The organism is Thalassospira sp. A40-3, assembly GCF_015871485.1.
GTDB classification, from domain to species: domain Bacteria; phylum Pseudomonadota; class Alphaproteobacteria; order Rhodospirillales; family Thalassospiraceae; genus Thalassospira; species Thalassospira tepidiphila.
In genome coordinates this window covers 938,658-965,089 of record NZ_CP065428.1, presented here as the reverse complement: position 1 = coordinate 965,089, position 26,432 = coordinate 938,658, and the positions used below count along the sequence as shown (strand labels likewise).

Below are 26,432 nucleotides of genomic sequence, written 5' to 3'. Positions count from 1 at the left end.
ACCGGCCCCCTCCCCGGGGGCCGGTTACTTTTTCTTCAATCGGGGTGATCAAAGCCGTGTGATTTAATTGCAATGCAACCTTTTGCATTCAAACATCTTAATCATTTAATTTTTTGACCCCTTCTACGTCTGCGAAGGCCGGAATACACACTTTCCTAATGTTTCCGGGCGTATTTTTAGAATAGTTATCGAGAACTGTTTTCTGGCGGAAACAAAGGATCTGTATGGTATGGGCTGTTTGGCATAAAGCGCGATCACAGGTATTTGGACTTGTCTGTGCGCTAGGCGCGTTTGCCCCCCATGGTGTGGCGGCTGAAAACGCCATGCCCGACCAATCCCTTATCTGGGCGGTCCCGTCCTTTGCGCCGGCATTCATCAAGGATTACGGCGAACTCAGCGGCTATGCCGCCGATACCCAGAACTGGTTCGCAGCCAGGCTTTCACAGTATCAGCACCGGATTATGCATGTGCCCCTGGCCCGGCTTCTGGCGGAAATGAAAAGTGGCGATGGCGAATTACGCTGCTCAACCACGCTGATCCCGACACCGGAACGGCGCACCTATATTACGTTTGCCAAAACCATTCTGCTGCATTTGCCGATCTCGATCGTTATCCGCGCCGAGGATGAGGCCCGCTTTGCGCCCTACCTGAATGACGAAGGCCACATCAAGATCGAGGACCTCCTCAAAGACGAGGAACTTTCAACCGCGGTTCGAATTGGGCGCGCTTACGGGACGCTGGTTGACGGACATTTGAACCGGTATCGCAATACAGAACGCATCATGGAGGTCGCCGAAGATACCAAGTTCGTGCGGATGCTTGATCTCAAACGGATTGACTGGACACTCTATTTCCCGTCCGAGGCGGAATTTTACCGTCGGTCCCAGACGCCCGACCTTTTGATAAAGGCCCTGCCGATTGCCGGAAACACCACCTTGCTTGAGGCCACCATTGGCTGTGCAAAAACACCGGCGGGCAAAAAGGCCATTGAAGCCATCAATGCCATCGTTGATGCACATCCGACCATGCCCTGGACCGACTATTATGCCGACTGGCTTGGTGCGAGTGACCGGGAATGGTTCTATGCCGCACGCGATCAATATATCCATGCCGAGCATTTCGAAACCCGCCTGGAATACCGCCCATCATCGGCGCAATAACAAAAAAGCCGGCAAAAATGCCGGCTTTTGTTTTGATCTTTTGATCAGTTCTGATGGACGCGGTTCAGTCCCTCGTCGGGATCATCATCGGGTTCACCATCATCATCTTCCTCGTCCGCTTTATCCTGTTCTTGCTGGTTCTCGACCCCCATACGGCGATAGGAACGATAGGACAGCGGGAAGGTAATGAAATAGACCCCGGCAATCACCGAAAGTGTCAGCCACGGCGAGGACACCAGAAACGCCACCGACGCCCCGAACGCCAACATCAAAGGCAACACCCAGGCGCGCGGCACCTTGACCTTCTTGAAGCTGAAGGTCGGCAAACGCGACACCATCAGACCGGCGATAATCACGCCATAAGGTGCTACGATATACGGGCTGTCAAAGATGCCTTCGCCAAACTGGAAGGTCAGAACAATCGGCCACATCGCAAGCGCGGCGGCGGCCGGGGCCGGAACACCGGTAAAGAACCGATAGGCCCATGTCGGCAATTCCGGTTCGCCCAGCATCTGGGTGTTGAAGCGCGCCAGACGCAGCATCATGCAAACGGCAAACAGCAGCGACAACGCCCAGCCAATGCCGCCAAATTCATGCAGCGACCAGAAATACAGCATCATCGCCGGTGCGACGCCAAAGCAGACAAAGTCCGACAGGCTGTCGAGTTCACCGCCAAAGCGGCTGGATGCATTAAGCATCCGGGCAAGACGGCCATCAAGACCGTCAATGATCCCGGCAATCAGAATGGCGGCAACGGCGGCCTCCCAGCGATCCTGCATCGCAAAGCGGATCGAAGTCAGACCGGCACACATGCCCATTATCGTTGCCACATTGGGCACCAGCCGTGTCAGCGACAGCGCCTTGAAGCGACGTGGACGACGAATGGGATCGATGCCGCCTGCCATTAGCGGATCTCCCCGACCGCGGCTTCCTTGCCCTTGGCCGAAACATCGGCAAGAACAGTTTCACCGGCAATCGTGGTTTGACCGACAATCACGTTGGGTGACACACCTTCGGGCAGGTAAACATCCACGCGCGAGCCAAAGCGAATCAGACCGAAACGTTCGCCCGCCTTAAGCTGCGAACCGGTGCCGACATCACACAGGATGCGACGTGCAACGAGACCAGCGATCTGGACAACACCAAACTCGCGGCCTTCCTTGTCACGCACCAGCAGGATCTGGCGTTCGTTGTTTTCCGATGCCTTATCAAGTTCGGCATTGACGAACTTGCCGGGCACATAGGCCTCGCCAACGATTTCGCCATTGACCGGGCAGCGGTTCACATGAACGTTGAACACATTCATGAAGATCGACACACGCGTCCGCGGGGTTTTGTCGTCAAGTTCAAGTTCCTTGGGCAGCGGTGCCTGCGAAATCATGCAAACACGGCCATCTGCCGGGGAAATCACCAGATTTTCATCGGTCGGGGTAATGCGATCCGGGTCGCGGAAGAAGTACGCGCACCAAAGTGTCAGGATCACGCCGATCCAGCCCAGCGGTTCCGCAATCAGGAACAAGCCCACAGTGATCGCCGCAAAGATCGCAACGAATTTCCAGCCTTCGGGATTGATCGGCACAAGAACGGATTTCAAAGTCTTTATTCCCTGGTTGCCATGGTTGGGCGTATCAATTTGGTACGCATGGTACCGTGCGGGCGCCTTCCTACCATCTAGTGATGACAATGGGCAACGCAACCCGCGTTCAACTGTTTGGCCCCAAACTTAAAAGGGGCAAAACACACTTACCATGTGCTTTGCCCCTCGCAAAGAAAAGTGATGCTTATTGCTGATTTTCTTCGTTCGGCAGTGCGAAAATCTGCCCCGGATAAATCAGATCAGGATCGCGGATCTGGTTGCGGTTCTGATGATAGATCACCCAGTATTTCAGGCCTTCGCCATAAGTACTGCGCGCAATCCGCCACAGGCTGTTACCCGGCTGAACGACATAACGTGAACCCGGCTCAAGAATTTGGTCTGGCCGCGCACGTTCGAACGGAATTTCAACGCGTGCGGTCACCTTGCCGGAACTGTCAAGCTGATCGGCGCGCAGCGTGTAGTTGCCCGGCTCAATCGGCTGCCCGATGGTCAGTGCCCAGTTGCCGTTTTCATCGGCCGGCGCGGTGCCAACATGGTTGTTATCAAGGTAAACCCGAACTGTGTGATTAAGGTCGGCCTTGCCCGACATTGCAACGCGGCCCTCGGTATCGTAGTCGACAACATCAATCGACAGACGCGGAAGGGTCGCGTCTTGCGTATCAGAACCTTCTTGCTGTGCCGCTGCGGCTTCGGGTGCCGGTCCCTGCATTACGGTAACGGCACCGTCACCATCAGATGGCACCTTAAGCGCGATCACAGGCTGCTTTTCGCTTGCCGGTTCGCTGTCGGTGGCCCCGGCGGTTCCTGTGGTCTCGCCGGTTTCACCGCTTTGTTCATTGGTGGCTGCCGGTGCCTTTTCCTCTGGGATCAGGACAACAACTTTGTCATCTGCCTTGGAAACATTCCCGGTGGCGTCTTCGGCTTCAAGCGACAATTCCCGATCGCCACTGGCCAACGGCTTGTTTGGCAATACGACCCATTCACCGCGTTCGTCGGCCGTGGCTTCGCCAATCACTTCTTCACCCTCGCGGATGCGAACCGTGCTGTTGGGTTCGGCGCGGCCGGCGATGACGGCATTTCCGTCCGGGCCGATGCGCACGACATCAAAGCTTGGATTGGTGATCGCAGGTGCGTCAGTGGCCGGTTCGGACGCCGGTTCATTTGGCGTCGTCTCGGTGGTAACCGCAGGCGCCTGTGTTACTGCCGATGCGGTTTCTTCATCCGCACTCTTGGTCAGCATGTAATTCAGCGCAATCGCTGCAATGATCAGTACAACGCCGACAATGACGAGGATATAGGGTCGCTTCACCGGAAATATCCTTGAACGATGTTTATGTTTATAACTCTTATGCTCAAGACACTGAAATTGCTTGCCATATTCCCCTCAAACAACCCGTGCGAGCACGTTAATTAGAAACTTGTACTACTTTGTACGTGCAGTTTCCATAACGTAACCTACAAACGATACATCGCAACCGTTAGGCAAAGATGAAGAGACTAAAACCGCGCGCAGCAAACACCCTTGAGGTCAAAGGCTTCTGGCCGCCATCTCCGCCCCGACATAGGCGACAAGGGCGGCCATGATCAGTGGCAGCGCCAGAACACCGACCCGGATCATCATACCCAAAAGTGCGACCTGTGCCGGGTTATCGGTGGGCAGATGCGCCGCCAGCCTGACCGAGGACTGACGTGCTGAAACCACCAGAAGCAACACCGCAAAGGCAAGGCAGGATGCCGGCACCATGATCATCGCACTTGCCGCCCCCGACATCAGCGCACCAACAACACCAAGCCACACCGCCACACGGTATTGCGGGGCTGCCTTTTCAGAAATCAGCGCGACAAACAACGCCACCGTCAAGGCCGCCTGAAACACAACATGATCGCCAAGACCAAACAGATGGACGATGATCCCCTGCCCCAGGGCCAGGGTCATTAAAACCGCAATCGGGCCGGGTTTCGCGATTGTTTCCACGTCGCTTTTGGCATCCGTCGTCGACTTGCCGGATTTTGATTTGGCGCTTTTGGCTTTCCTGCCTTTGGCGGGTTTTGCCCCGTCATCGTCATCCTCGGTGAAATCCGGACGCGTCACCCACAGGAAACATCCGCCGACAATCAAAAACGCCAACCATGCAAAAATCTGGATCGCGCCGGGATGGTATGACAGCCCCCGGATCGGTGCTGCCAGCACCAACCAGCCGCCCAAAAGCAGGGTCAGCCCGGCAACGCCCAATGATATGCGTTCCGACAGTCGCGAAATATCCATGATCGCGCCACAGACACCGCCAAGCACCAACATCAAAAGTGCTGCGCCCACACCACCGCGTGCGGTTTCAGGCAGTCCGATGGCCGCGGGCACGGCCACGGCAACCGCCGGAATGATCGCGCCCAGAACAAGGCGACGCGCGATGGAACGTTCCAACCCCAGCCACAAGGCCAGCATCAGAACGGCGGCGATAATGCCCGATATCACAATGGCGAGAATGAATGGACTATCGACAAACACGTTGGGCGATCCTGCCTTCTTCTTATGAATATGCTTAACGCAGTTTCCTGCTGCGAGAATTACCCATCCCACAATCAGGTTCAGAACTTGTTAACCCTGCGACAAAAAGCGCGCGAATTGCGGCCTTCCAGAGCTTGGCCGTCAATGCCATAACCAATTGGCAATATTACGGCCAAAGGCGAACAAATCAGGGCAGGATCGATAAAATTCAGATGCTGCTATGCGGAAATTACTGCCACAGATGCGATCGGATCGGTTAAGGTCCCTTTCCGTACGGGGTTTCGTTCAGAAATGCGTGACCCCGCTACCTGCGAAACAAGAAACACAAGGCAGGTCGCCATGACAAAAGTAAAATCAATCTGTGTTTTTTGCGGTGCCTCGGATGGCAAGAATCCGCAACACATGGAAAATGCCATCGCCTTTGGCAAAATGATGGCCGAACGCGGCATCACGCTGATTTATGGCGGCGGCCGGATCGGTTTGATGGGGGCCGTGGCAGATGGCGTTATGCAAAATGGCGGATCGGTCGTGGGCATCATCCCGGCCCATCTTGACGATATCGAAGTCGGCCATACTGGCCTGTCCGAACTGATCGTGTGCAAATCGATGCATGAACGCAAGGTCGAGATGTTCCGTCGCTCGGACGCGTTTGTCACCCTTGCGGGCGGGCTTGGCAGCCTCGATGAGGCGTTCGAGGCCATGACGCTCCGCCAGCTTGGCATTCATGACAAGCCGATGGTGTTCCTCAATGCGCTTGGTTATTGGGACAAGTGCTTTGACATGATTGACGCCATCATCGACGAAGGCTTTGCCCGCCCCAGCCACAAGAACCTCTATACCGTGGCCAACACGCTCGATGAAATCTTTGAACAGCTTGCCGCCGAACCGGCCCCGCGCTTTGACCCGCGCGAAAAGCTGTTCTGATCTCGGCAAAATGGCCTGACCAAAGCCCGGCCAGCCTCACCTGACCGGGCTTTTTTGTGGTAATCACGCCACTGGAAGAACCGATACTTCAGCTCGAATGAAGATTAACGGGAAAGCTCGCAGGTTGGTTTATCGGCAATCTTTGCCATGCGCTGATCAAATTCATCGGCCAGATCAGCCAATGTGACAGAGACAAATTTTTCGATCAGCAGGTTTTCAGCAGCCTCGAACGCACTGCCAAGTGCCGAATTAACCGCCTGTTCAACAAGGCATTCCGGATGATCGACGGCAACTCCAACGGCAAAGAAAGCGGGATTGCCAATGGCGCGATGTATATCGAGCATTGTGATTTCCGATAAGGGCCTGGTCAAAACCCAGCCACCACCGTGACCTTTTTCCGAATGCACGTACCCGTCATCGCGAAGCCCCGCCATGGTTCGTCGCACCACCACCGGATTTGTCCCAAGCATCTGCGCAATTTGATCAGACGTCGCAGCACCGTCTATCCGGTCCATATGAATAAGAACATGCAGCATGCGCGAAAGTCGGCTGTCACGGCGCATTGCGAACTCCTGATGCGGGTTTGATTTCCAGCAATTCGTAGCACTTGGCACATCTCGCAACAACAAAAGTTTCGAATTCCTTTGACTCGCTCATATCACGATACTTATAAAGTTACATGATGCACATCCATATGTTTGACGAGGAAATGCAATGTCACCAAATGTCCCTTCTGCTGCCCAATCAACCCCGGCAGGCAAGAAACAATATGACGTCGCCGTTATCGGGGCCGGGTTCGCCGGGCTTTCGGCAGCGATGCAGCTTGCGCGCGCCCGGTGCGATATATGTGTGATTGATGCCGGAGAGCCCCGTAACCGTTTTGCAACCACCGCCCACGGAGTTCTGGGTCATGACGGCAAAACCCCGGCCGAAATTCGCACTACCGCCATTGATCAGCTTTGTCGCTATGAAACTGTTGATTTTCGTCGCGGGCTGGTCACCGACGCCATGGCCTGCACGCTTCGCGATGCATCCGATCCGCTGTTTGGACTGAAACTGGCAGATGGCATCACCCTTGAAGCCCGGCGTATCATTCTGGCCACCGGCGTACGCGATAGCCTGCCCGATATTCCCGGCCTTGCCGAACGCTGGGGCAAAACGGTTTTGCATTGCCCATATTGCCATGGCTATGAAGTGCGCGATAGCCAGATCGGTGTCATCGCGACCATGCCAGCATCAAGCCATCAAGCAATGATGCTGCCCGACTGGGGTCCGACCACCTATTTCAGCCAGTCTGAACATATGCCCGATGACGACATGGTACTGGCCATGCGTGATCGTGGCATCACAATCGAACATTCGCCGATTGTCGAACTGCTGGGCAAGGCACCGGTCATTGATGGTGTTCGGTTGGCGGACGGGCGCACTTTGCATATTCAAACCATTTTCGCCGGTCCGACCGTTTCCATGCCAAACCCGGTTGCCGAGATGCTGGGATGCCGATTTGATGAAGGACCACAGGGTCCGTTCATTGCTGTTGATCCCAGTCAGGAAACCAGTGTGCCGGGGGTATTTGCCGCCGGTGATGCCGCAACTGCACGTCACAATGCAACGTTGGCGTCGGCCGCCGGTGTCATGGCCGGGTTTGGCGCGCACCAATCGCTAGTGTTTCGATAAAATCGCAAACTAGGGACAAACTTCAATCATATCCGAACAGGCACCGCCACGCATACCGCGCGGCGGTGCTTTTGTTACGCGCCCGTGCAAAATGGATGATCCGGGAACGGTGTTCATTTGATCATCGCCCTAAAACCCCATAATTTCCGCGCGGTTCGTAACCGTCTGAATATTCATATGAATGTCACGCTTCTGAAATCTTAGTGACAACGAAGCCGCGTATGATCGCTTCAATGTTCAAAACAACAAATTGAACGATCAAATGAATATTTCTACGCGACAGCGCGATATCATCGACATCCTGCGCCGTGACAGCTTTGTCTCGATTGACAAGCTGGCCGAACATTTTGACGTTACCCCGCAAACCGTGCGGCGCGACGTCAATATGCTCAGCGACGCCAATCTGGTGCGCCGTCGCCATGGCGGGGTTGAATATGCTGGTGAACCGGGCATGAACCTGTCCTATGACAGTCGTCAGGTCACCAATATCGCCGCCAAGCATGCCATATCGCTGCATGTCGCAAGTCTGATCCCTGACGGGGCCTCGATCCTGATCGGGATCGGCAGCACGCTTGAACTGGTTGCGCTTAATCTGGTCGATCATCGCCATCTGACCGTGATTACCAACAACATGAATGCCGCCATGGCGTTGGGCAACAATACCAGCAACAGGATTGTCATTCCGGGTGGCACGCTGCGCCTGCCCGATCGCGACGTCATCAGTCCCGAAGCGGAGGCCATGTTTAACAAATACAAGGTCGATTACGGCCTGTTTGGCGTCGGCGGTGTTGAGCCGGACGGGACGCTTACCGATTTCGACCATCGCGAAGTATCGCTTCGTCAGGCGATTGCCGCCAATTGCCGCAATTCCATCCTTGTTGCCGATCAATCCAAATTCGGCCGCCCGGCCCCGGCCAAGGGCGGCCATCTGACCGACCCCGACCTGATCGTCGTTGATGGTGTGCCCGGCGGCGTTTTCGATCCGTTGTTTGACCGTCAGGACGTTCGCGCGCGTCTGCAAATTGCCAAAAGCGAAAGTTACGAATGACCAACCAGCCCCCTTTTATTCGCATCCATTCTGTGTCGCGCGTGTTTAACGGCGGCAATGGCGTGCATGACCTGTCACTCGACATTCCGCGCGGAAGCTTTGTCGTTCTGCTGGGGCCATCGGGCTGTGGCAAGTCGACAACCCTGCGTCTGATTGCAGGGCTTGAAACCGCCGATCAGGGAACCATTGCGATTGATGGCAAGGACGTCACAAGTGCGCCGCCCTCCAAGCGCGGCCTGTCGATGGTGTTTCAATCCTATGCCCTGTTCCCGCACTTAAGCGTTGCCGAAAACATCATCTTTGGCCTCAAGGTGCGCAAAGCCAAAAAGGACGAGATCAGGACCCGTCTTGAGGATGCCCTGCGTGTCACCGGCCTTGAGGGATATGAAGACCGCAAACCCGCTCAGCTTTCCGGTGGGCAGCGCCAGCGCGTGGCACTGGCGCGCGCCATTGTTGCCGGTCATCCGCTGTGTCTGATGGATGAACCGCTTTCAAACCTTGATGCCAAGCTGCGCCATGCCGTGCGCAAGGATATCCGCGACCTGCAACAGCGCCTCGGCATCACGGTTGTCTATGTCACCCATGATCAGACCGAAGCCATGAGCATGGCTGACATCGTCATTCTGATGAAGGATGGCCGGATCGAGCAGGTTGGTGACCCCGCCGACTTGTACCTGAAACCCGCCACCGCCTTTGCCGCCGGATTTGTCGGAAGCCCGCCGATGACGCTGATCCCGGCCAGTGCCCTGCCAACCTCAGTCATCCCGGATGGCCTTGATGCCAATAACCTGACATTTGGCATCCGCCCCGAAGATCTGATCCTGTCGACCGGGCAGAACGATCATCCATGGGGCATTCCAGCGACCGTGACCGGCAGCGAGTTTTTGGGGGCCGAGACATTTGTATTTGTCGCGATCCCGGGAACGGATGGGGCCACCGCCCGCCTGCCCGGTCGCGTTGAAATTTCGCCCGGGACAGAAGTCTCGCTCAGTTGGGCTGGCGCTGCGGCCCACTGGTTTGATGGCGAACACGGTCATCGTCTGACACCGACGGTACCGGGCACACCAGCGCAAGATACCAAGATCACCTCTCAACCTGACACTGCAACTTCGACACTTTAACAGGGAACTTTTGTTCATGCGTAACATCGTAACCAGTGCCGCTATTGCGGCCGGACTGATGGCAACGGCGGCGAGCCCGGCCTTTGCTGCGACCGAGTTGACCATGTATTATCCCGTCGCTGTTGGCGGCCCGCTGACCAGCGTGATTGACGGCATGATAGAAGGCTTTGAAGCCGAAAACCCGGATGTCAAAGTCAACGCCATCTATGCCGGCAACTATGACGACACCCGCCTGCGCGCGGTTTCGGCAATCAAAAGCGGCGATCCGGCACAGCTTTCCGTGATGTTTTCAATCGACGTTTATGACTTGATCGAACAGGATCTGATTGTTCCGTTTGATGATGTTGTCAAAACCGCCGAAGACAAGGAATGGCTGAAGTCATTCTATCCGGCACTGATGGCCAATGGCGAAGTCGATGGCAAAACCTGGGGCATCCCGTTCCAGCGTTCGACCATTGTCATGTACTACAACAAGGACATGTTCCGCGAAGCCGGTCTTGATCCGGAAATGCCGCCTAAGACTTGGGAAGAACTGGTAACGACCGGCAAGGCACTTTCGAAAGACGGCAAATGGGGCCTGATGGTGCCGTCGACCGGTTATCCGTACTGGATGTTCCAGTGCTTTGCCATCCAGAATGGCAAGGAACTGATGAGTGCCGATGGCACCGAGACCTATTTCAACGATCCGGCTGTTGTCGAGGCGCTTGAATTCTGGCACGGCCTTGCGACCGAAGAAAAAATCATGCCGGAAGGCACCATTGAATGGGGAACCCTGCGTCAGGCCTTCGTTCAGGGCCAGACCGCAATGATGTGGCATTCGACCGGCAACCTGTCGGCGGTCAAACGCGAAGCACAGTTTGATTTCGGCGTTGCCATGCTGCCGAAACACAAACAGCCGGGCTCGCCCACGGGTGGTGGCAACTTCTATCTGTTCAAGGACTCAACCGATGAGCAGAAAGAAGCATCGCTGGCGCTGATCAAATACATGACCGCACCGGAACGTGCGGCAGAATGGTCGATTGCGACCGGTTATGTTGGTGTCACCCCGGATGCCTACGAAACCGACGCGCTTAAGGCCTATGTTGCGGACTTCCCGCCGGCATTGGTCGCGCGTGATCAGCTTGAAGTTTCAGTTGCCGAGTTTTCCACCTATGACACCGCGCGTGTCCGCGAAGGTCTGAACAACGCCATTCAGGCGGCCCTGACCGGTGAAAAGACCCCGGAAGAAGCCCTTGGCGATGCCCAGTCCGAAGCAGAACGTCTTCTGAGGGCCTTCCACTAAGAGCGCCCGATCTGCACGCCGAAGCGGGATATTCCCCGCTTCGGCACCTTATTCTTTGATGACTTTGATTAATCCGTTTTGATCGCAGGACGTGCCGACCATGAATGAAATGGCCCGACTTCAAAAACGCAGGCTGGCGCTTTATGGCTGGATGCTGGCCGCACCGGCATTGGCGCTGATGAGCCTGTTTGCCTTTTACCCGGCCATTGCGACCTTCTGGCACAGCCTGTTTAGTCGGGGCACATCGCGCCGCCCGTCTGTTTTTGCCGGGTTTGAAAACTATAGTGATCTGTTTGCCGACCCGACCTTCTGGACGGTTGCAACCAACAACCTGATTTATGCCGGGGTGACGATCCCGGTTTCGATCATCTTTGCGCTGATCATGGCGCTTTGGGCCAATGCCCATATCCCGGCGCGCTCGTTTGTCCGCAGCGCCTATTTCACGCCGACCATTTTGCCGATGATTGCCGCGGCCAATTTGTGGCTGTTTTTCTATACCCCTGATCTTGGGGTGATTGACCAGATTACCGGTTTCTTTGGCGCATCGCCAACCAACTGGCTGGGCCAGCCGGAAACCGCACTGGCATCCGTCATCATCGTGACGATCTGGAAAGAAGCCGGGTTCTTCATGATCTTTTACCTTGCCGCCCTTCAGACTATCCCGCCGGATCTGCGCGAAGCCGCCCGGATTGAAGGCGCTGGCCGCTGGACCTACACACGCCGTGTGTTGCTGCCACTTTTGATGCCGACCACGATCTTTGTGTTCGTCAATGCGATGATCAACTCGGTCAAACTGATCGACCATCTGTTCATCCTGACCAAGGGCGGGCCCAACAATGCGTCCAAGCTGATCCTGTACTGGATCTGGGAAATGGCATTTGCCTATTTCGACAGCCCGCATGCGGCCGCCATGACCATTCTTGTCTTGCTGGCCCTTGGCCTTGTTGCCGTCGCGCAGTTCCGACTGGTTGAAAAACGGACCCACTACCGATGAAAACAGATACCGTTACCGCCAACACCACACTCAAACTGCCTGATCTCGACAAGGTCCTTGATACGCTTGGCGCATGGGTTCTCGCAATCGTCTGGATTTCACCGCTGCTGTTTGCCGCCTGGGCGGCGTTACAGCCATCCGGCACCGCCCTTGGTCTGGATTTCTCCAATCCGCTGACGTTCGAGAACTTTGTCTATGTCTGGGGTGCTGTGCCGTGGGGTGGGTATTTTACCAATACCGTGATCCTCGTAACCCTGATCCTTGCGGGCCAACTGGTGCTGTGCACATTGGCCGGGTTCGCCTTTGCCCGCTTTGAATTCAAGGGCCGCGATACGGTCTTTATCCTGGTCCTTTTGCAGCTTTTCATTCTGCCGGAAGTGCTGATTGTCGAAAACTACGCCATCGTGTCCAAGCTTGGCCTGTTTGATACAGCACTTGGCATCGGCCTGCCTTACATGGCCAGTGCATTCGGTATTTTCCTGTTAAGGCAAGCATTCAAATCCGTACCGATTGAGCTTGAAGAAGCCGCCCGGATCGAAGGATGCAGTTGGATGGGCGTTCTGTGGAAGGTCTATGTGCCGGCGGCCAAACCGGTTTATCTGGCCTACGCGCTGGTATCGATTGCGACGCACTGGAACAACTTCCTGTGGCCGTTGATCGTCACCAACTCGCCAGAAACACGGCCGCTGACGGTGGGCTTATCATTGTTTGGCGCACCGGAAACCGGGGTGGATATCTCGGTGATCAGTGCGGCAACCATCATGACGATTGCGCCGCTTTTAATGGCGTTTCTGATTTTCCAGCGGCAATTCATTCAGGCGTTCCTGCGCGCTGGAATTCGATAGTGTATGGTCCACTCGTCTTAGGCGTCAGCCGACGGGTGGACATCTTCCCAGACCAGATCACCGGTGTACCGACGCGATAGCTTGCCAGCCCCTTCAAATGCCATCAAATGAAGCCAGCCGTTATCAAACAGGGCGCGCACGGTTGGATGCCTTTCCAACACATCAGAAATCGCAGATGTCGGTGCATCAATGCACACGGTTAACCGCACCGGTTCGTGCCCAGCCCCGTCATCGCCAGATACCGATTGCATCGGCAACCCGGTGCGTAATTGCCCACCATTGCCTTCATAAACGCCAATCCCGCCAACAACGTTATGCAGCAGTTTGTTGCCCGAACCATAAAGCTCTGTCGCAACGCTTGATGCGTAATATTGCAGGCTGATCCAGCTTGCCACGACGACCGGTGCCGTCAGGATCAGTTCAAGAACCGCATAATCGTTCTTCTGATCGGCATGGTGATCATAATCATGCAGGAAGCTTTCACTCGAAAGACTGGTCTGCGCACTATAACTACGCGGAGCGGCGATAAAGTATTTACAACCCGCAAGCCCCCATTCCGGGCGGGTTTCCGCCCAGTTCGCAGCCCGTGCCATAACATCGCGTTCGGACTTGGCCCCGGGCAATCGAGCCGTCCGCTCGGCACGTGCAATCATCCCGGCCTTGCCAATAACATCCAAAAGCCGATCAAGCGCCGCGCGATCCATCGGGCGATCAATATCGCCATCATAAAGGGTCACACTGTCGGTTGTGGTATCATGCAAACCGGCAACGAAAACCGTCGCATCGGGAATGCCAATACCGCGATCTACCAGACCATCGCGCACCGCCTGATCATTGAGCAGATCTGCCAAAAGACGTGCATTCACATCCCCGGCATGCCCACCGCACGCCCCGCAATGAAGCGCACTTTTATGCGGGTTATTGGTGACATTCGCGCCATGACCGGCCAACAAAACCGTTTGTGCAAAACCATGGGTCAGCGACATCGCACGCAGGACCTTTTCGGCAATATCGCATTTCGCCCCATCATCAAGTGCAGTTTGAAACACCGGCTTTGGCGATTTTTCTGCTTTGCCTTTGTCCCCAGTCAGCCCCATCGTGCTTTTCGCCAGTTCCCAGATATAAGTTGGCCCAATCGCATCGACATAGGCAAAGGATGTCAGTGCGGCTGTCTTGACCTGATGCCACGGGCGGACGGCCTTATGAACAAGCTCGTTAACAAGGCCGCTTGTTTCGGCGTGATCATGGGTGCAGCTTTGCAATCCCGGTGACAGCAGGACCGGCAGGCGGCTTTCGCTAAGCGCTGAGTTGGCTGGACCATGGGCGACCGGCAAACCAAAGAACCCGGCAAAACCAAGGGTCACGATATCGTCTGATACACTTTCAAGCGCCCGACGAAACACCTCGGAACGGACATCAATGCAAAATGCGGCTTGGATTGATGGAGCCAGATCCTTGCGGTCATTCGCATCCACTGCCCCAAGCTGCTTGGTCAGGTTGCCCTGCAGGGACCGTTCATAGGCGTCTTGCGCAATTTCACGCGCAATATCAAATTCGGATGCACTGATCGGCATTGCATGGTCTGACAAGGCACTCAGCCAATGGACTTCGATTTGGGACTGCAACGCCTGATAAAGGGCGAAATCCCATGACAACCGCACTGCCAAAAGATCAATGATCGTATCATCAGAGCGGCCATCAAGCTCGGCGATCCAGCGCAAATAACGCCCATGCTGCGCCCAGCCATTGATCGATAGCAATGCCTGATGCAATTGGCCATCAAGACCAAGGTTATGCGGATTAAGCACTGCAACCATTTCATCGATTGCCGCCACCGCATCACTTGGCAGATCGCGAACAGTCGCCCGAAAATCGGCCAATCCCAGCAATTGCGCCGTGCGATCATGTTGCACCCAGAATTGCCAGGACTTCCAAGCGGTTTGTGCCTGAGAAGCCCCCTGCCAAAGTGCGCCGCCACGATCAAAATAGGCCGCAGCCCATCGACCAATGCAATCCTCGATAATCGTTGGCCAGTCGGTGCCCGTTGCCGTCATGGCAATATCGGCAAGGGTTGGCACCTTGCAGGCTGATGCCCGCTCTGCGCGCAGCGCGTCTTCAAGTTCGGCAACACCAACAGGCTTGACGCAATATGGCGCGGCATCCAATGCCTCGCTCAGGGCGTGTTTGGCAATTGCGCCTGACTTGATTCTGCCAAGATACCAGTCACCCGGCTGCAAGGTGTCCGTCCCGATCAGCCTTTGATGCTGGGCTGCGACCTCTGCCAGACGTTTACTGGCCTGTCCGACAAATGGATTAACTGCAACCGTACTTTCAAGCGGCCAAGCCGGGGCGATGTTTTCAATCGCGCGCCCAATCGCATCATCAATCAAGGATGGCACCGCGCCGTCATCTTCAAACGCGATATTGGTCACGGTAACATTCATGATTTTTCTCCACTTAAACTGGCCGGTGTTGCCGGAATGCGCCAGGTGCCAAACACCCGGTCCGTGATCGCATTAAGGTAAAATCCATTGCAAAGATGAACGTAAAATCGCGCCAACCGAGGCGACGGCGCCTGCCCGAACAAAACATGGTTTTGCATCAGACCAAGCAACGCAAAGCTTACGATGACAAGGATGCTCATCGCCCACATGACGATGGGGCTGCCCTGCCAGTCGGGGAACGCATCAAGCCCTGCGTGATGGGCCAATGTGTGAAAACCGAAATAGGTCACGCAGATAATCACGGATGTCAGCGCGCCAATCAGCCAACTTTGCGAAATAGCCCCTTCCTTGCGGACCGAACAGACAAGGTGGAAACTTGCAAAAATCACCACCACGCTGATCGCCATCACCGCGGGCGCACCCCCGTCGCCAAACAGCGCACCGATCCCAACCGAGATTGCGATGGCCAAAACCAGGCTTCCGATAACCGATGCCGTGCCCATGGATTTTTGCGGGCCAAGCTTGCGCAAGGTGTGAAGTTTCTCAATCGTGCTGCCTGACGACAGAAACGCATATGCCTTGTAAAGCGAATGGGCCACGATATGCAGTAAAGCCAAGGCAAACAGACCAAGTCCGCATTGCAGGATCATGAAGCCCATCTGCGAAATGGTCGACCACGCAAGCCTGGTCTTGACAGCCGGTTGGGTAATCATCACCGCGCTGCCAAACAGGGCCGTCACCAAACCGACCATGGCAATGCCAACCATCACATTGGGGGCCACAACCACAAGATCCGATAACCGGATCAACAAAAACCCACCGGCATTGACAATGCCCGCATGCAACAGGGCGGAAACCGGTGTCGGGGTTTCCATCACCTCGACAATCCAGGTATGGGTCGGAAACTGCGCAGATTTCATCATCGCGGCAATCCCGATCAGGCCGACAATCCACGCAACCGAACCATCAAAGCCAATAGCCCGCACAGCTTGGCTGATTTCGGAAATATCGAACGTCCCGAACTGAAGATACGTCAGAAAAATCGCACTGATCAGGGCAGCATCCCCCAACCGCGCAATGACGAATTTCTTGCGCTGGGCCCGCTTGGCGGCCTTGCGGTCGGCATAAAACAGCAACAACCGATGCAGAAGAAAACTGGTGGTCACCCAGAAGATCGCCAGCTGGATCAGGTTGGCCGACTGGACAAAGGCTGTGACACTTGCCAGTGACAGACCAAGATACCCGACAAATTTTCCCTGACCGTCTTCGGCACGAAGATAGCTGATGGAATACGTCAAAATGACCCATGCCAGAAACGCCACAAGGCAGAGCATGGTGACGCTGACAATATCGATCATCAGTTCAAACCGGATCGGACCCACTATCGGCACCACCGCACGCATGTCACCGCCAGTTATCAGAACGACTGCCGTGGCAACCGCACTTGCCAGCCCCGCAAGGGATAGCCCCTTGATCAGGCGTTCATGACCGCGCGACAGGCGTTGGGTACTGCTAAACCCCGTCAAACCGGCCGCCAGCAGGCAGGCAATGGTCAGAACTGGCAAAAAAGATGCGAAAACAAATGGTTATCTCCAATCCGCTCGATTTCCGCAGACAATAGGGTCAAAGCCATGGTAAATTAAAATATATAGATTCTATTGTTTTGTTCTGTTTATGTGAACGATATGGCCGAGCTGAATTATCATCACCTGCGTTATTTCCATGTTGTTGCCCATGAAGGCCACCTGACCCGGGCGGCGGAAAAGCTGCATGTTTCGCAATCGGCGCTTTCCAGTCAGATCAAACAGCTGGAAGAACGTTTGGGGCAGCAATTATTTGAACGCCGTGGACGGTCCCTGATCCTGACCGAGGCCGGCCGCATCGCGCTTGATCATGCGGACGCAATTTTTTCTGCCGGGCGTGAATTGATCAACACGCTGAAACAATCGGGCGTCGCACGCCGGGCTTTGCGGATTGGGGCGATTTCGACATTGTCGCGTAACTTTCAGCTGTCCTTTCTGGCCCCGGTTCTGGGCAACACCGACATTGAACTGATTTTGCGGTCCGGCAGTTCGGCCGAACTTTTGAACGCCCTGACCGCGCATCAACTCGATGTCGTGCTGACCAACCAACCGCCAGATTCCGATGCCCTGTCAGGATTTGTTGTCAAAACGATTGATACCCAGCCGGTCGGCTTGATCGGCACACCAAAGTTATGTACCGCCAATGACAAGCTTGAAGACCTTTTGCGCACTGTGCCGCTGATCTTGCCATCCTCATCGAGCGGCATGCGCATGGGATTTGACGCATTGTGTGACCGTCTTGATATTGTGCCGCAAATCGCCGCCGAGATTGACGATATGGCAATGATGCGCCTTTTGGCCCGTGAAGGGGCCGGACTGGCCGTTATTCCGCCGATCGTTGTCAAAGACGAAATTGCCCGTGGTGAGTTGATTGAGGCACAGGTTCTGCCCGACATTGTCGAGACATTCTATGCCGTAACGATGCGTCGACGCTTTCCCAACCCGGCCCTGGCGATGGTGTGTTAAGCCGTCAACACGCAAACAGCATTTCACCAGGTCGCTTCAAGAACCTCAAACAAGGCCGATATCATCGGCAGTTCCTTGCGCCGTTCGGTTGTGATCAGGCTCAGGCAGGCCGGAATGGAAACGGTGTTGCACACGGCAAGGCCAAAGGTCTGCTTTTCATGCAGTGCGATGGAATCACGACACAAGCTTAACCCCACGCCGGATCGAACCATTTCCAGCATTGAGGCTTCCTGATCAACACGCGCGACGCAATTTTGCGTGCAGTCATACTGATCAAAAATCCGCCTCAGCAACCGGGAGTGCACCGATGCGTCTGTCGTGCCGATCCACGGAAGCCTTGCCAGTGTCGCCCAGTCGGCGTGTGCGACCTCTTTTTCCCAACCGACCGGGGCGATCACCCGATAATTAAAATCGGCAAGCTTGATCGCGTGGATTTCTTCGGTTGAGATGGCCGCAATATCACCATCGACATCCGGCCCGCTCAGGTAAAACCCGGCATCGATCTGATTGCGGCAGACCTTTGTCAGCATCTCGCCACTAACGCCATGCACCAGTTCAGTTTCGATATCAGGGTAATCAATGCGCATCTGGCTTAACATCCGGCCAAGACGGATGAATTCCGGATCAACGATGGTTCCGATCCGAAGCTTCCCGCCCACACGCCCGGCACGCTTGCGCGCGCTACGACGAAACTCGTCCATCGCATCGAGCACAATCTCAGCCTTTTTGAGCATCGCCTGCCCGTCCGGCGTGATTTGCAGCCCGGTTGATGTCCGCTTGAAAAGCGAAATGCCGGTTTCCTCACCAAGACGCTTGATCTGGTGACTGATCGCCGGTTGCGTCAGGTTCAGCACCGATGCGGCGCGCGAAACGCTTCCTTCGCGTGCGACGGTGACAAATGCCAGCAACATGTTGATGTTCGAAAAACGAGTCATATAAATAACACTAATATTGCTATTCGGATTTTGTCATTAGATTTATGCGACGCTTGCCCGCTAAATACACATTCGGTGTTCGCACCAAATGAAGACCGCTTGCCGATCAAAAGAGCAAGCGGCCATCGGAATTGCCTTTGTAGGCCTTTGGTTGCGCGGCCCTTTGGGCCGACAGCCAAACCGATAGAAACCAACAGGGAAGGCGCGTCACAACGATGACAACCACAGAAAACTTCGACTATGTGATCATCGGAGCCGGTTCTGCCGGTAGTTTGCTTGCCAATCGGCTGAGTGCTGATGCCAAGAACAAGGTGCTGCTGCTTGAGGCTGGCAAGGCAGATAACTATGCATGGATCCACATCCCGGTTGGCTACCTTTATTGCATCGGCAATCCGCGCACCGACTGGATGTACCAGACCGAACCGGACAAGGGCCTGAACGGCCGCGTTTTACGCTATCCGCGTGGCAAGGCGCTGGGTGGCTGTTCATCGATTAACGGCATGATCTATATGCGCGGTCAGGCCCGTGACTATGATAACTGGGCCAGGATCACCGGCGAAGAAGCCTGGGATTGGCAGCATTCCCTGGCCGACTTCAAGCGCCATGAAGATCACTACAAGCTTGATCACGGCAACACCCCCGAGACACAAAGTGGCAAACCGTTTACCGAGATGCATGGTCATGGCGGCGAATGGCGCATTGAAAAACAACGGCTTCGCTGGGACATTCTTGACAGCTTCATCGAGGCCGCCGGTCAAACCGGGATCGAGCCGACCGATGATTTCAACGACGGTGATAATACCGGCATTGGCTATTTTGAAGTCAACCAACGGTCCGGCTGGCGCTGGAACACGTCAAAGGCCTTTATCCGCCCGATCAAATCGCGCCAGAACCTGACAGTCTGGACCGAGGCACAGGTCGAAAAACTGACCTTTGCGAGCAATGCCGACGGCCAAACGGTGTGCACCGGGGCAATCGTCAACAAGGCAGGTACGTCACTTGGCGTTACAGCCAGCAAGGAAGTCGTCCTGTCTGCCGGGGCTGTGAACACGCCGCAAATCCTGCAACTTTCCGGCATTGGTCCGGCAAAATTGCTTAAACAGCATGGGATTGACGTCGTGCTTGATGCGCCCGGTGTCGGGCAGAACCTGCAAGACCATTTGCAAATTCGCGCGATCTATAAGGTGCATGGCGCGCGCACGCTCAACACCCTTGCCAACAGCCTGATCGGCAAGGCGCAAATCGGCCTGCAATATTTGCTCAGCCGCTCCGGCCCGATGAGTATGGCCCCCAGCCAATTGGGCGCCTTCACACGGTCCGATCCATCGCGGCAATATTCAAATCTTGAATATCACGTTCAGCCACTTAGCCTTGAGGCCTTTGGCGGTGATCTTCATGACTTTCCTGCCGTCACGGTGTCGGTCTGTAACCTGAACCCGACCAGCCGCGGCAGCATTCAGATCAAGTCTGCGGACTTCCGAGATGCGCCGCAAATTGCGCCTAACTACCTTGATACCGACGAAGACCGTAAAGTCGCGGCCGACAGCCTGCGACAGGTCCGCGACATCATGTCGCAACCGGCCATGGCAAAGTACCAGCCCGACGAATTCAAACCGGGCGTGCAATATCAAAGCGATGAAGAGCTCGCCAAGCTGGCCGGCGATATCGCCACGACCATTTTCCACCCGGTCGGCACCGTCAAGATGGGCCGCAAGGATGACACATCGGCCGTTCTTGACCCGCATTTGCGCCTTAAGGGCGTTGCGGGCCTGCGCGTTGTCGATGCGTCCGTGATGCCCGAAATCACCAGCGGCAACACCAATTCGCCGACCCTGATGATTGCCGAAAAGGCCGCTGGATGGATCCTGTCTGACCAATAAGTGCGATCTGCGCGCGGCCTTTCCAAACAACTGAGAACCACACTTTTGTTTTCATGAAATAAATTCAGATATTGATACCCAAATTCCTGTCGCGCTTTTGTCGTGTTTGGTGCAACATGGCCGAAGATCATAACTTTTAAAAAATCTTCATATGCCCGTATTGCTCCTGCTTTTTAGCACCACACTCGTCTGGGCCCTGATGTTGGTCAGCAACCGCATTGCGCTGACCAGCTTTGCGGTTGATGCCTATGCCATGACCTGCTGGCAGCTTGTCTTTGGCGGGATGGCGCTTGTCCTTCTTGCACCGGGGCGCCGCATTCCGTGGCGGCAATTTGCCCTTCCGATCAACTGGGCCTATGGGTTCCTGCGTGTATTGACCGGGGTCAGTTGGACGGCATCCCTTTTATATATCAGCGCACCTGAAAGCGGCATTTTGTCGCAAACCGGCATGCCGATGGCAGCCCTTGCCGCGACCTTTATCCTTGGGCGCGCACCGGGGCGTTCGGAATGGCTTGGCCATGCGATCCTGATATCCGGCGCCCTGTGGCTGGCCTGGCATTTGCCCGGCGGGTTCGCCAACCCGGCCGTGCTTTTGATGCTGGCATCCGAAGTCACGGCAATTTCGTCCTCGGTTCTGGCGGAACTTCATCCTGATAATCAGGTCAAGGACACCTGGGCGCATCTGCGCTTTACCGGGGTGTTGTTGTTGATTACGGCCTCGGTCTTTTTGATTGCTCCGCCGGTGGTCGAATTCATAAATCCGGTTGCAATCCCCTATATCTCGACCGATGGGCTGTTTGGCACCGAAACCCTGATTGCCGGACTTCTGATCGGCATTCTGTTCCGTGGGCCGGCAATGGTTTTAACCCTTCGATCCATCAAGATTGCCGGGGTCGAGAAATACATCCTGTCGACAAGCATCCTGCCCTTTGTCCTTTTGGGCCTTGAGATGCTGGCCGCCAAATTCGACCTCACACCGACTCCAACTCATGACAGTGTGTTCTGGATCTCTTCCCTTTTGGTGATGATCGGGATTATCCAGATAACAGCTTCAAAACACCGTCACGCCGCAAAGACCAAACGGCTTGCTGCAACGGCAAGTACGCCTGCAACCCAAAGCACGACCTGACCAAAGAAGACAAGACCACGATCTCCCTGCAGGATGCATCTCTCCCCTCCATCGGAGAGAACATATGACCTTCCCCGGTCGCTATGTCCCCCGGCATCTTGCGCCTTTCGGTGTCCCCCCGAAAGGCTGAAACGCCCGGGCCTCCCACCCGGGCGTTTTCTTTGTGCCCGCACGGATCGCCAAGGCACATTTGCGAATTCTCATTATTGAAATTCAATTTAAACCATTGATATAAAACGTTATTTAATTAACAAGTTGATGTATGTCACGGTTTTACAACCCCGTTTTTGGTCTAGTACCCGAACCACCAAAAATGGGAGAGAGAAATGACATCCCGACGCCTGTTTTCCAAAGCCCTTCTGTCCACCGTTGCGGCATGTGCCCTTGGCGGTGCGGCAATCGCGGCAGAACCAGCCGAACTTCGTGAAAGTGCGCTGGACTATTTCGAAGTCATTCCGTCGATGGTTCCCGCCATCGAAGGCAATGCCGTCACCCGTGAAAAGGTTGAACTGGGCAAGATGCTGTTCTTTGAACCGCGTCTGTCGGCCAGTGCGATCATTTCGTGCAACACCTGCCACAACCTTGGCATGGGCGGGGACGACAATCTGGAAACCTCCATCGGACATGGCTGGCAGAAAGGCCCGCGTAACGCACCAACCGTTCTGAACGCCGTCTTCAACGAAGCCCAGTTCTGGGATGGTCGCGCCGAAGACCTTAAGGCACAGGCCAAAGGCCCGGTTCAGGCCGGTGTTGAAATGGCCAGCACGCCGGAACGTGTTGTCACCGTGCTAAAATCCATCCCGGAATATGTCGATCATTTCAAAACGGCATTCCCGGGCGAAGATGATCCTGTGACCTTTGACAACATGGCAAAGGCGATCGAGGCATTCGAGGCCACCCTGATCACCCCGGCATCCCGGTTTGACCAGTTCCTTGAAGGCAACGACACCATCATGACCGAAACCGAGATGACCGGTCTTGAACTGTTCATCGATACCGGCTGTGCATCCTGCCACAACGGAGTGAATGTCGGTGGTACGGGTTATTATCCGTTCGGTGTTGTTGAAAAGCCGGGCTCAGAAGTCCTGCCGCCTGATGACAAGGGCCGCTTTGCCGTCACCCAGACCGCAAGCGATGACTATGTGTTCAGGGCTGGTCCGTTGCGTAATATCGCACTGACCGCGCCATATTTCCATTCTGGCAAGGTCTGGGATCTGGAACAGGCGGTTGCGATCATGAGCAGTTCACAACTGGGCACCGAGCTGTCTGAGGATGAAGTCAAGGCGATCACCGCCTTCCTTCAAACCCTGACAGGTCAGGAACCGCAGGTCACCTACCCGATCCTTCCAGTCAGCAGCACGGACACGCCAAAACCGGCCGCGATGATTGCCAACTGATATTGCATCCGCGCGCAATATCAAGTTGATCCGGTGCCCGTCACCCCACCTTGGGTGGCGGGCATTTTTTGTTACCGTCAAAAGGCAAAGGATACCCGTGCCTTTGCCTCCCAGATATCAAGCCCGTTCTGCCCGATACTGAGATACCCGGCCCCGACGTCAAAGGCGATCCGGTCCTCATAGAAAAACCGCATCCCGCCGCGGATGGTGCCGGTCACAGGCGATGTGTCTTCAAGTCGCAGATCACCCGACAGGATTTTTCCGTCATTGGGGCGATCAAGTGCGATGTGCAGCCCAAGCTCGCCATAGGGCATCCCAAGAAGATCGTCACCCAGATCGACATACCGGCTGGCCTCGCCCGATATTTCCGCAGAACCATAGCCAAAATGATCCGAGCCGATATTGACCGTCACCGGTGTGGTGTTGATCGTACCGCTCAGATCATAGTCCTCGACAAAGGTTTCGGCATAGGAAAGACCAAGGCGCGGGCGCAAGAACCATTCTTCGTAACGATACTGCCCGTTGATCGCGGCCGCGGCGGAAAGTTGATGGGAAAAGTAATTCCCCTCAAGAACGACAACCTCAAGATCGTTTTGCAACAACATATAGCCAAGCGATCCCTGCACCGCCCATTGTGGCGACAGCCGATGGGCAAAATACGGCCCGACCGAAAAGCCATAGGCCGCAGTTTCCAGCCCACCGTCATATCCATCAGACCCGCTGGTTTCAAATGACGCAGAAATACCGGCAACCGTATCGTCGGCAATTTCGCGATCAACCCCGAACAGGAACGAACCGCTGTACCCTTCGGTATCAAGATTATGGCGACGATCCTCGGCATAAAAGCCGCGCGTTTCCGACCAGAAGTTCCACAAGGGTTCCCGAATGAAATCGCGCCCCGGCGTCAATGGCACGTCCGACTGTTCAAGCAAGGATGCCACCGTGATCCCCTCATACCCACCCTGTCGGACCAAGGTGCAGGGTGCGGTAAAGATCGCCCCGCTTTCATCGAGATACAGATACCCATTCCCTTCAAGGATCGCACAGGTACTATCCGCAAGATATGCGTCAGGGCGCTTTGAAAGCTGCGCATTGGCAACTGTTTCGGGCACGTTTGGCGATGGCGGGGTGATTGCTGGAACCTCAGGCGTAATCGGTTCCGGGGGCAGCACCCCGATGGGTGGTTTTGTGCCGATTGGAAGTTCTGGCGTAATCCCGGTTGGCGGCAAGGTGCCAATGGGCGGCGTCACACCAATCGGGCGCTCCGGCGTAATCGGCTCCGGGGGCAGCACACCGATGGGCGGTTTTGTGTCGATGGGAAGTTCCGGGGTGATCCCGGTTGGCGGCAGGGTGCCGATGGGGGGTGTGACACCAATCGGGAGTTCCGGCGTAATCAGATCGGGCGGCAGAATGCCGATGGGCGGTTTGACAGCAATCGGAACCTCGGGCGTGATGCCGGTCGGTGGCAGGATACCGATTGGCGGGATCACGGCGATGGGGATTTCCGGTGTGATCGTTTGGGGCGGCAAAATCCCGATCGGGGGCTTGATCGCCACGGGCGGATCAACAACCGTCGGCACCTCGGGTGTCAGAAAATCAGGAAACAACCGTCCGATCGGCGGCAGGTTCACCCCACCTTTCTGGTTCTGGCTATCAAGCAGACAGCCCCCACCGCTATTGTCATAAAGATGGTGCGTGCCGCCATTGCCGGTCGATACAACATCAGACAATGTAAGATGTAAACCGCGACGCGCCTGATTCCAGCTATCCTTGGTTGCCCCTTGTGCATCAAGGCGAAACGCCCCGGAACTGGTGCCTGACAGCCACACTGAATTGGAATTATCAGCTGTTTTCCCGACAAAAATCAGCCCACCATCTGCGGCACAATTGGCAGCCCGCGCCTCCGACAGCGACGCCGTTGCAAATAACGCCCCAACACCTGCAATCGCCCAATGACCAGCAAACTGGCCAACAACTGACCGTCCCATATCACCCCCCATCATGGTATCCAAGTTGCACGCGCAGCACCTGTCGGTTTGATCCGACTATTACGCACCGCTTTTATGCTGTTCAAAGCGGTCCCGAACCTGTGTTGATATCCACCAGTTATTTTGGAAACAGGAATGTCAAAATCAGTCGCGCGCCCCACCCATCGGGCCCCGCATCCGGACTATCGACCCAATAACGGACACCTGCCCCGACACTGATTTTCTGATCGCCGATGCTGGTCAGCTTGGAAACGATGCCATTGACCGGCACCGACCATTGTTCGGCGGTCCAGTTATAGGTGCTTTCGGTATTCAGCGCGAAAGTCCAGGCATTCGGCGTGGTGTAATTGATAAAGGGCTGGAAAAAACTGGCGTTGGTCGCCGAGGCAGCAGACCCCTCGTCCGCGCCCCAGATATGATTGGTCAACATGCCATAGGTCCATGGACCATCGGCAAACAAACCGACCGCCGTTGGCCCGGCACCCCATTGATCAACGCCAAGACTGCTTTCACTGGCTGTCGGCAATAACAATGCCGGACCAACACCCCAGATCAGGCCACTTTCGGTGGGTTTAACCGGCGAGAAGAAGAAGCTTTGAACCGTATCGCCAATACCGGTATCGGTGCCACTATTGCCATTGATATCGTTCTGGTGCACCAACGGCAGAATGGTGCGCGAAATCAGGTTCCAGTCATCATTCAAGCGCATCGGCATGACCGGTTGCACATTGATCAGGTATTTTTCCCCGTCTGCCGATCCATACCCGCTGTCATAATTGCCCTGGAACGGGACGCTGATCAGATTGGCCACCGGATTGGCCAACTGTTTGGCAAGATCGGAATTGTCACTTTGCGCAACCGCCGGGACCTGCATCAGCATGATGCCACCCCCTACTGCACTGGCAAGGACCCGCTGGCGGACGCAAAATTTTAAAAACCTTACGAAAAGCATAGCC

Annotated in this window: 22 protein-coding genes; 12 read left to right on the top strand and 10 right to left on the bottom strand. The window is 55.5% G+C overall.

The genetic code is table 11. The features are described 5' to 3' along the window. Positions 1-323 precede the first annotated feature (323 nt). On the top strand, positions 324-1,160 hold the full coding sequence (locus IT893_RS04325; RefSeq protein ID WP_252724074.1) for a transporter substrate-binding domain-containing protein: 837 nt from the start codon (positions 324-326) through the stop codon (positions 1,158-1,160). A gap of 44 nt (positions 1,161-1,204) precedes the next feature. Here IT893_RS04325 and pssA read toward each other — a convergent pair whose 3' ends face one another. The 4 genes from pssA to IT893_RS04305 form a co-directional block, all read right to left on the bottom strand. After that, entirely contained in the window at positions 1,205-2,065 is an 861-nt protein-coding gene (gene pssA / locus IT893_RS04320) for a CDP-diacylglycerol--serine O-phosphatidyltransferase (RefSeq protein ID WP_063087647.1), read from the bottom strand. Next, on the bottom strand, positions 2,065-2,793 hold the full coding sequence (locus IT893_RS04315) for a phosphatidylserine decarboxylase (protein ID WP_083952836.1): 729 nt from the start codon (positions 2,791-2,793) through the stop codon (positions 2,065-2,067). Before IT893_RS04315 ends, pssA begins: the two co-directional genes overlap by 1 nt. Before the next feature lie 148 nt (positions 2,794-2,941). Further along, complete coding sequence (locus tag IT893_RS04310; RefSeq protein WP_197146939.1) at positions 2,942-4,066, bottom strand: Ig-like domain-containing protein; 1,125 nt, start codon at positions 4,064-4,066, stop codon at positions 2,942-2,944. Between the two features lie 219 nt (positions 4,067-4,285). After that, positions 4,286-5,263, bottom strand: coding sequence for a hypothetical protein (locus tag IT893_RS04305; RefSeq protein WP_197146938.1), 978 nt, complete (start codon positions 5,261-5,263; stop codon positions 4,286-4,288). A gap of 339 nt (positions 5,264-5,602) precedes the next feature. Here IT893_RS04305 and IT893_RS04300 point away from each other — a divergent pair, with 339 nt between their 5' ends. Next, complete coding sequence (locus IT893_RS04300) at positions 5,603-6,187, top strand: TIGR00730 family Rossman fold protein (RefSeq protein ID WP_008890311.1); 585 nt, start codon at positions 5,603-5,605, stop codon at positions 6,185-6,187. A 104-nt stretch (positions 6,188-6,291) separates the two neighbouring features. Here the strand turns inward: IT893_RS04300 and IT893_RS04295 are convergent, their stop codons facing one another. Continuing rightward, positions 6,292-6,750: an Rrf2 family transcriptional regulator gene (locus IT893_RS04295; protein WP_197146937.1), complete on the bottom strand. Its 459-nt coding sequence runs from the start codon at positions 6,748-6,750 to the stop codon at positions 6,292-6,294. A gap of 151 nt (positions 6,751-6,901) precedes the next feature. Between IT893_RS04295 and IT893_RS04290 the strand changes: the two genes are divergently transcribed. The 6 genes from IT893_RS04290 (at position 6,902) to IT893_RS04265 (ending at position 13,154) form a co-directional block, all read left to right on the top strand. After that, a complete protein-coding gene (locus IT893_RS04290; protein WP_197146936.1) occupies positions 6,902-7,864 on the top strand; it encodes an NAD(P)/FAD-dependent oxidoreductase in 963 nt (320 codons plus the stop codon). Positions 7,865-8,126: 262 nt separating this feature from the next. Next, a complete protein-coding gene (locus tag IT893_RS04285; RefSeq protein WP_063087636.1) occupies positions 8,127-8,912 on the top strand; it encodes a DeoR/GlpR family DNA-binding transcription regulator in 786 nt (261 codons plus the stop codon). Then, positions 8,909-10,033 carry an ABC transporter ATP-binding protein gene (locus IT893_RS04280; protein WP_197146935.1) on the top strand — a complete coding sequence of 375 codons (1,125 nt, stop codon included), beginning with the start codon at positions 8,909-8,911 and terminating at the stop codon, positions 10,031-10,033. The genes IT893_RS04285 and IT893_RS04280 overlap by 4 nt, the downstream gene beginning before the upstream one ends. Before the next feature lie 16 nt (positions 10,034-10,049). Next, the gene (locus IT893_RS04275) at positions 10,050-11,315 is read left to right on the top strand and encodes an ABC transporter substrate-binding protein (RefSeq protein WP_197146934.1); all 1,266 of its coding nucleotides are present in this window, start codon (positions 10,050-10,052) and stop codon (positions 11,313-11,315) included. Between the two features lie 100 nt (positions 11,316-11,415). After that, positions 11,416-12,309 carry a carbohydrate ABC transporter permease gene (locus tag IT893_RS04270; RefSeq protein ID WP_197146933.1) on the top strand — a complete coding sequence of 298 codons (894 nt, stop codon included), beginning with the start codon at positions 11,416-11,418 and terminating at the stop codon, positions 12,307-12,309. Beyond that, positions 12,306-13,154, top strand: coding sequence for a carbohydrate ABC transporter permease (locus IT893_RS04265; RefSeq protein WP_197146932.1), 849 nt, complete (start codon positions 12,306-12,308; stop codon positions 13,152-13,154). Before IT893_RS04270 ends, IT893_RS04265 begins: the two co-directional genes overlap by 4 nt. A 17-nt stretch (positions 13,155-13,171) precedes the next feature. Here the strand turns inward: IT893_RS04265 and IT893_RS04260 are convergent, their stop codons facing one another. Continuing rightward, complete coding sequence (locus tag IT893_RS04260; protein WP_197146931.1) at positions 13,172-15,598, bottom strand: YbcC family protein; 2,427 nt, start codon at positions 15,596-15,598, stop codon at positions 13,172-13,174. After that, complete coding sequence (locus IT893_RS04255) at positions 15,595-17,163, bottom strand: proton-conducting transporter membrane subunit (protein ID WP_064781871.1); 1,569 nt, start codon at positions 17,161-17,163, stop codon at positions 15,595-15,597. Before IT893_RS04255 ends, IT893_RS04260 begins: the two co-directional genes overlap by 4 nt. Positions 17,164-17,283: 120 nt before the next feature. On the opposite strand from IT893_RS04255, the gene IT893_RS04250 reads away from it, so the two are divergent. After that, complete coding sequence (locus IT893_RS04250; RefSeq protein ID WP_064781725.1) at positions 17,284-18,147, top strand: LysR family transcriptional regulator; 864 nt, start codon at positions 17,284-17,286, stop codon at positions 18,145-18,147. Positions 18,148-18,170: 23 nt separating this feature from the next. Here IT893_RS04250 and IT893_RS04245 read toward each other — a convergent pair whose 3' ends face one another. Further along, positions 18,171-19,082: a LysR family transcriptional regulator gene (locus IT893_RS04245; RefSeq protein ID WP_197146930.1), complete on the bottom strand. Its 912-nt coding sequence runs from the start codon at positions 19,080-19,082 to the stop codon at positions 18,171-18,173. Positions 19,083-19,297: 215 nt separating this feature from the next. Between IT893_RS04245 and IT893_RS04240 the strand changes: the two genes are divergently transcribed. From IT893_RS04240 to IT893_RS04230, 3 genes are all read left to right on the top strand, one after another. Next, on the top strand, positions 19,298-20,962 hold the full coding sequence (locus IT893_RS04240; RefSeq protein WP_197146929.1) for a GMC family oxidoreductase: 1,665 nt from the start codon (positions 19,298-19,300) through the stop codon (positions 20,960-20,962). A 151-nt stretch (positions 20,963-21,113) separates the two neighbouring features. After that, positions 21,114-22,091, top strand: a complete 978-nt coding sequence (locus tag IT893_RS04235; RefSeq protein WP_197146928.1) for an EamA family transporter — start codon at positions 21,114-21,116, stop codon at positions 22,089-22,091. Positions 22,092-22,417: 326 nt separating this feature from the next. Next, positions 22,418-23,488, top strand: a complete 1,071-nt coding sequence (locus tag IT893_RS04230; RefSeq protein ID WP_064781722.1) for a cytochrome-c peroxidase — start codon at positions 22,418-22,420, stop codon at positions 23,486-23,488. Positions 23,489-23,565: 77 nt separating this feature from the next. On the opposite strand, the gene IT893_RS04225 is transcribed toward IT893_RS04230, so the two are convergent. Both IT893_RS04225 and IT893_RS04220 read right to left on the bottom strand, forming a co-directional pair. Beyond that, positions 23,566-25,476: an autotransporter outer membrane beta-barrel domain-containing protein gene (locus IT893_RS04225; RefSeq protein ID WP_197146927.1), complete on the bottom strand. Its 1,911-nt coding sequence runs from the start codon at positions 25,474-25,476 to the stop codon at positions 23,566-23,568. A 118-nt stretch (positions 25,477-25,594) separates the two neighbouring features. After that, positions 25,595-26,356, bottom strand: a complete 762-nt coding sequence (locus tag IT893_RS04220) for a transporter (protein WP_245227915.1) — start codon at positions 26,354-26,356, stop codon at positions 25,595-25,597. Positions 26,357-26,432 lie beyond the last annotated feature (76 nt).

What these genes read in the sequence shown, in the direction of transcription:
- IT893_RS04235 (WP_197146928.1), top strand. Translation starts at nt 21,114, where the DNA reads ATGCCCGTATTGCTCCTGCTTTTTAGCACCACACTCGTCTGGGCCCTG.
- pssA (WP_063087647.1), bottom strand. Translation starts at nt 2,065, where the DNA reads ATGGCAGGCGGCATCGATCCCATTCGTCGTCCACGTCGCTTCAAGGCG.
- IT893_RS04240 (WP_197146929.1), top strand. Translation starts at nt 19,298, where the DNA reads ATGACAACCACAGAAAACTTCGACTATGTGATCATCGGAGCCGGTTCT.
- IT893_RS04245 (WP_197146930.1), bottom strand. Translation starts at nt 19,082, where the DNA reads ATGACTCGTTTTTCGAACATCAACATGTTGCTGGCATTTGTCACCGTC.
- IT893_RS04285 (WP_063087636.1), top strand. Translation starts at nt 8,127, where the DNA reads ATGAATATTTCTACGCGACAGCGCGATATCATCGACATCCTGCGCCGT.
- IT893_RS04225 (WP_197146927.1), bottom strand. Translation starts at nt 25,476, where the DNA reads ATGGGACGGTCAGTTGTTGGCCAGTTTGCTGGTCATTGGGCGATTGCA.
- IT893_RS04275 (WP_197146934.1), top strand. Translation starts at nt 10,050, where the DNA reads ATGCGTAACATCGTAACCAGTGCCGCTATTGCGGCCGGACTGATGGCA.
- IT893_RS04265 (WP_197146932.1), top strand. Translation starts at nt 12,306, where the DNA reads ATGAAAACAGATACCGTTACCGCCAACACCACACTCAAACTGCCTGAT.
- IT893_RS04220 (WP_245227915.1), bottom strand. Translation starts at nt 26,356, where the DNA reads ATGCTGATGCAGGTCCCGGCGGTTGCGCAAAGTGACAATTCCGATCTT.
- IT893_RS04260 (WP_197146931.1), bottom strand. Translation starts at nt 15,598, where the DNA reads ATGAATGTTACCGTGACCAATATCGCGTTTGAAGATGACGGCGCGGTG.
- IT893_RS04325 (WP_252724074.1), top strand. Translation starts at nt 324, where the DNA reads ATGCCCGACCAATCCCTTATCTGGGCGGTCCCGTCCTTTGCGCCGGCA.
- IT893_RS04300 (WP_008890311.1), top strand. Translation starts at nt 5,603, where the DNA reads ATGACAAAAGTAAAATCAATCTGTGTTTTTTGCGGTGCCTCGGATGGC.
- IT893_RS04250 (WP_064781725.1), top strand. Translation starts at nt 17,284, where the DNA reads ATGGCCGAGCTGAATTATCATCACCTGCGTTATTTCCATGTTGTTGCC.
- IT893_RS04290 (WP_197146936.1), top strand. Translation starts at nt 6,902, where the DNA reads ATGTCACCAAATGTCCCTTCTGCTGCCCAATCAACCCCGGCAGGCAAG.
- IT893_RS04295 (WP_197146937.1), bottom strand. Translation starts at nt 6,750, where the DNA reads ATGCGCCGTGACAGCCGACTTTCGCGCATGCTGCATGTTCTTATTCAT.
- IT893_RS04270 (WP_197146933.1), top strand. Translation starts at nt 11,416, where the DNA reads ATGAATGAAATGGCCCGACTTCAAAAACGCAGGCTGGCGCTTTATGGC.
- IT893_RS04230 (WP_064781722.1), top strand. Translation starts at nt 22,418, where the DNA reads ATGACATCCCGACGCCTGTTTTCCAAAGCCCTTCTGTCCACCGTTGCG.
- IT893_RS04280 (WP_197146935.1), top strand. Translation starts at nt 8,909, where the DNA reads ATGACCAACCAGCCCCCTTTTATTCGCATCCATTCTGTGTCGCGCGTG.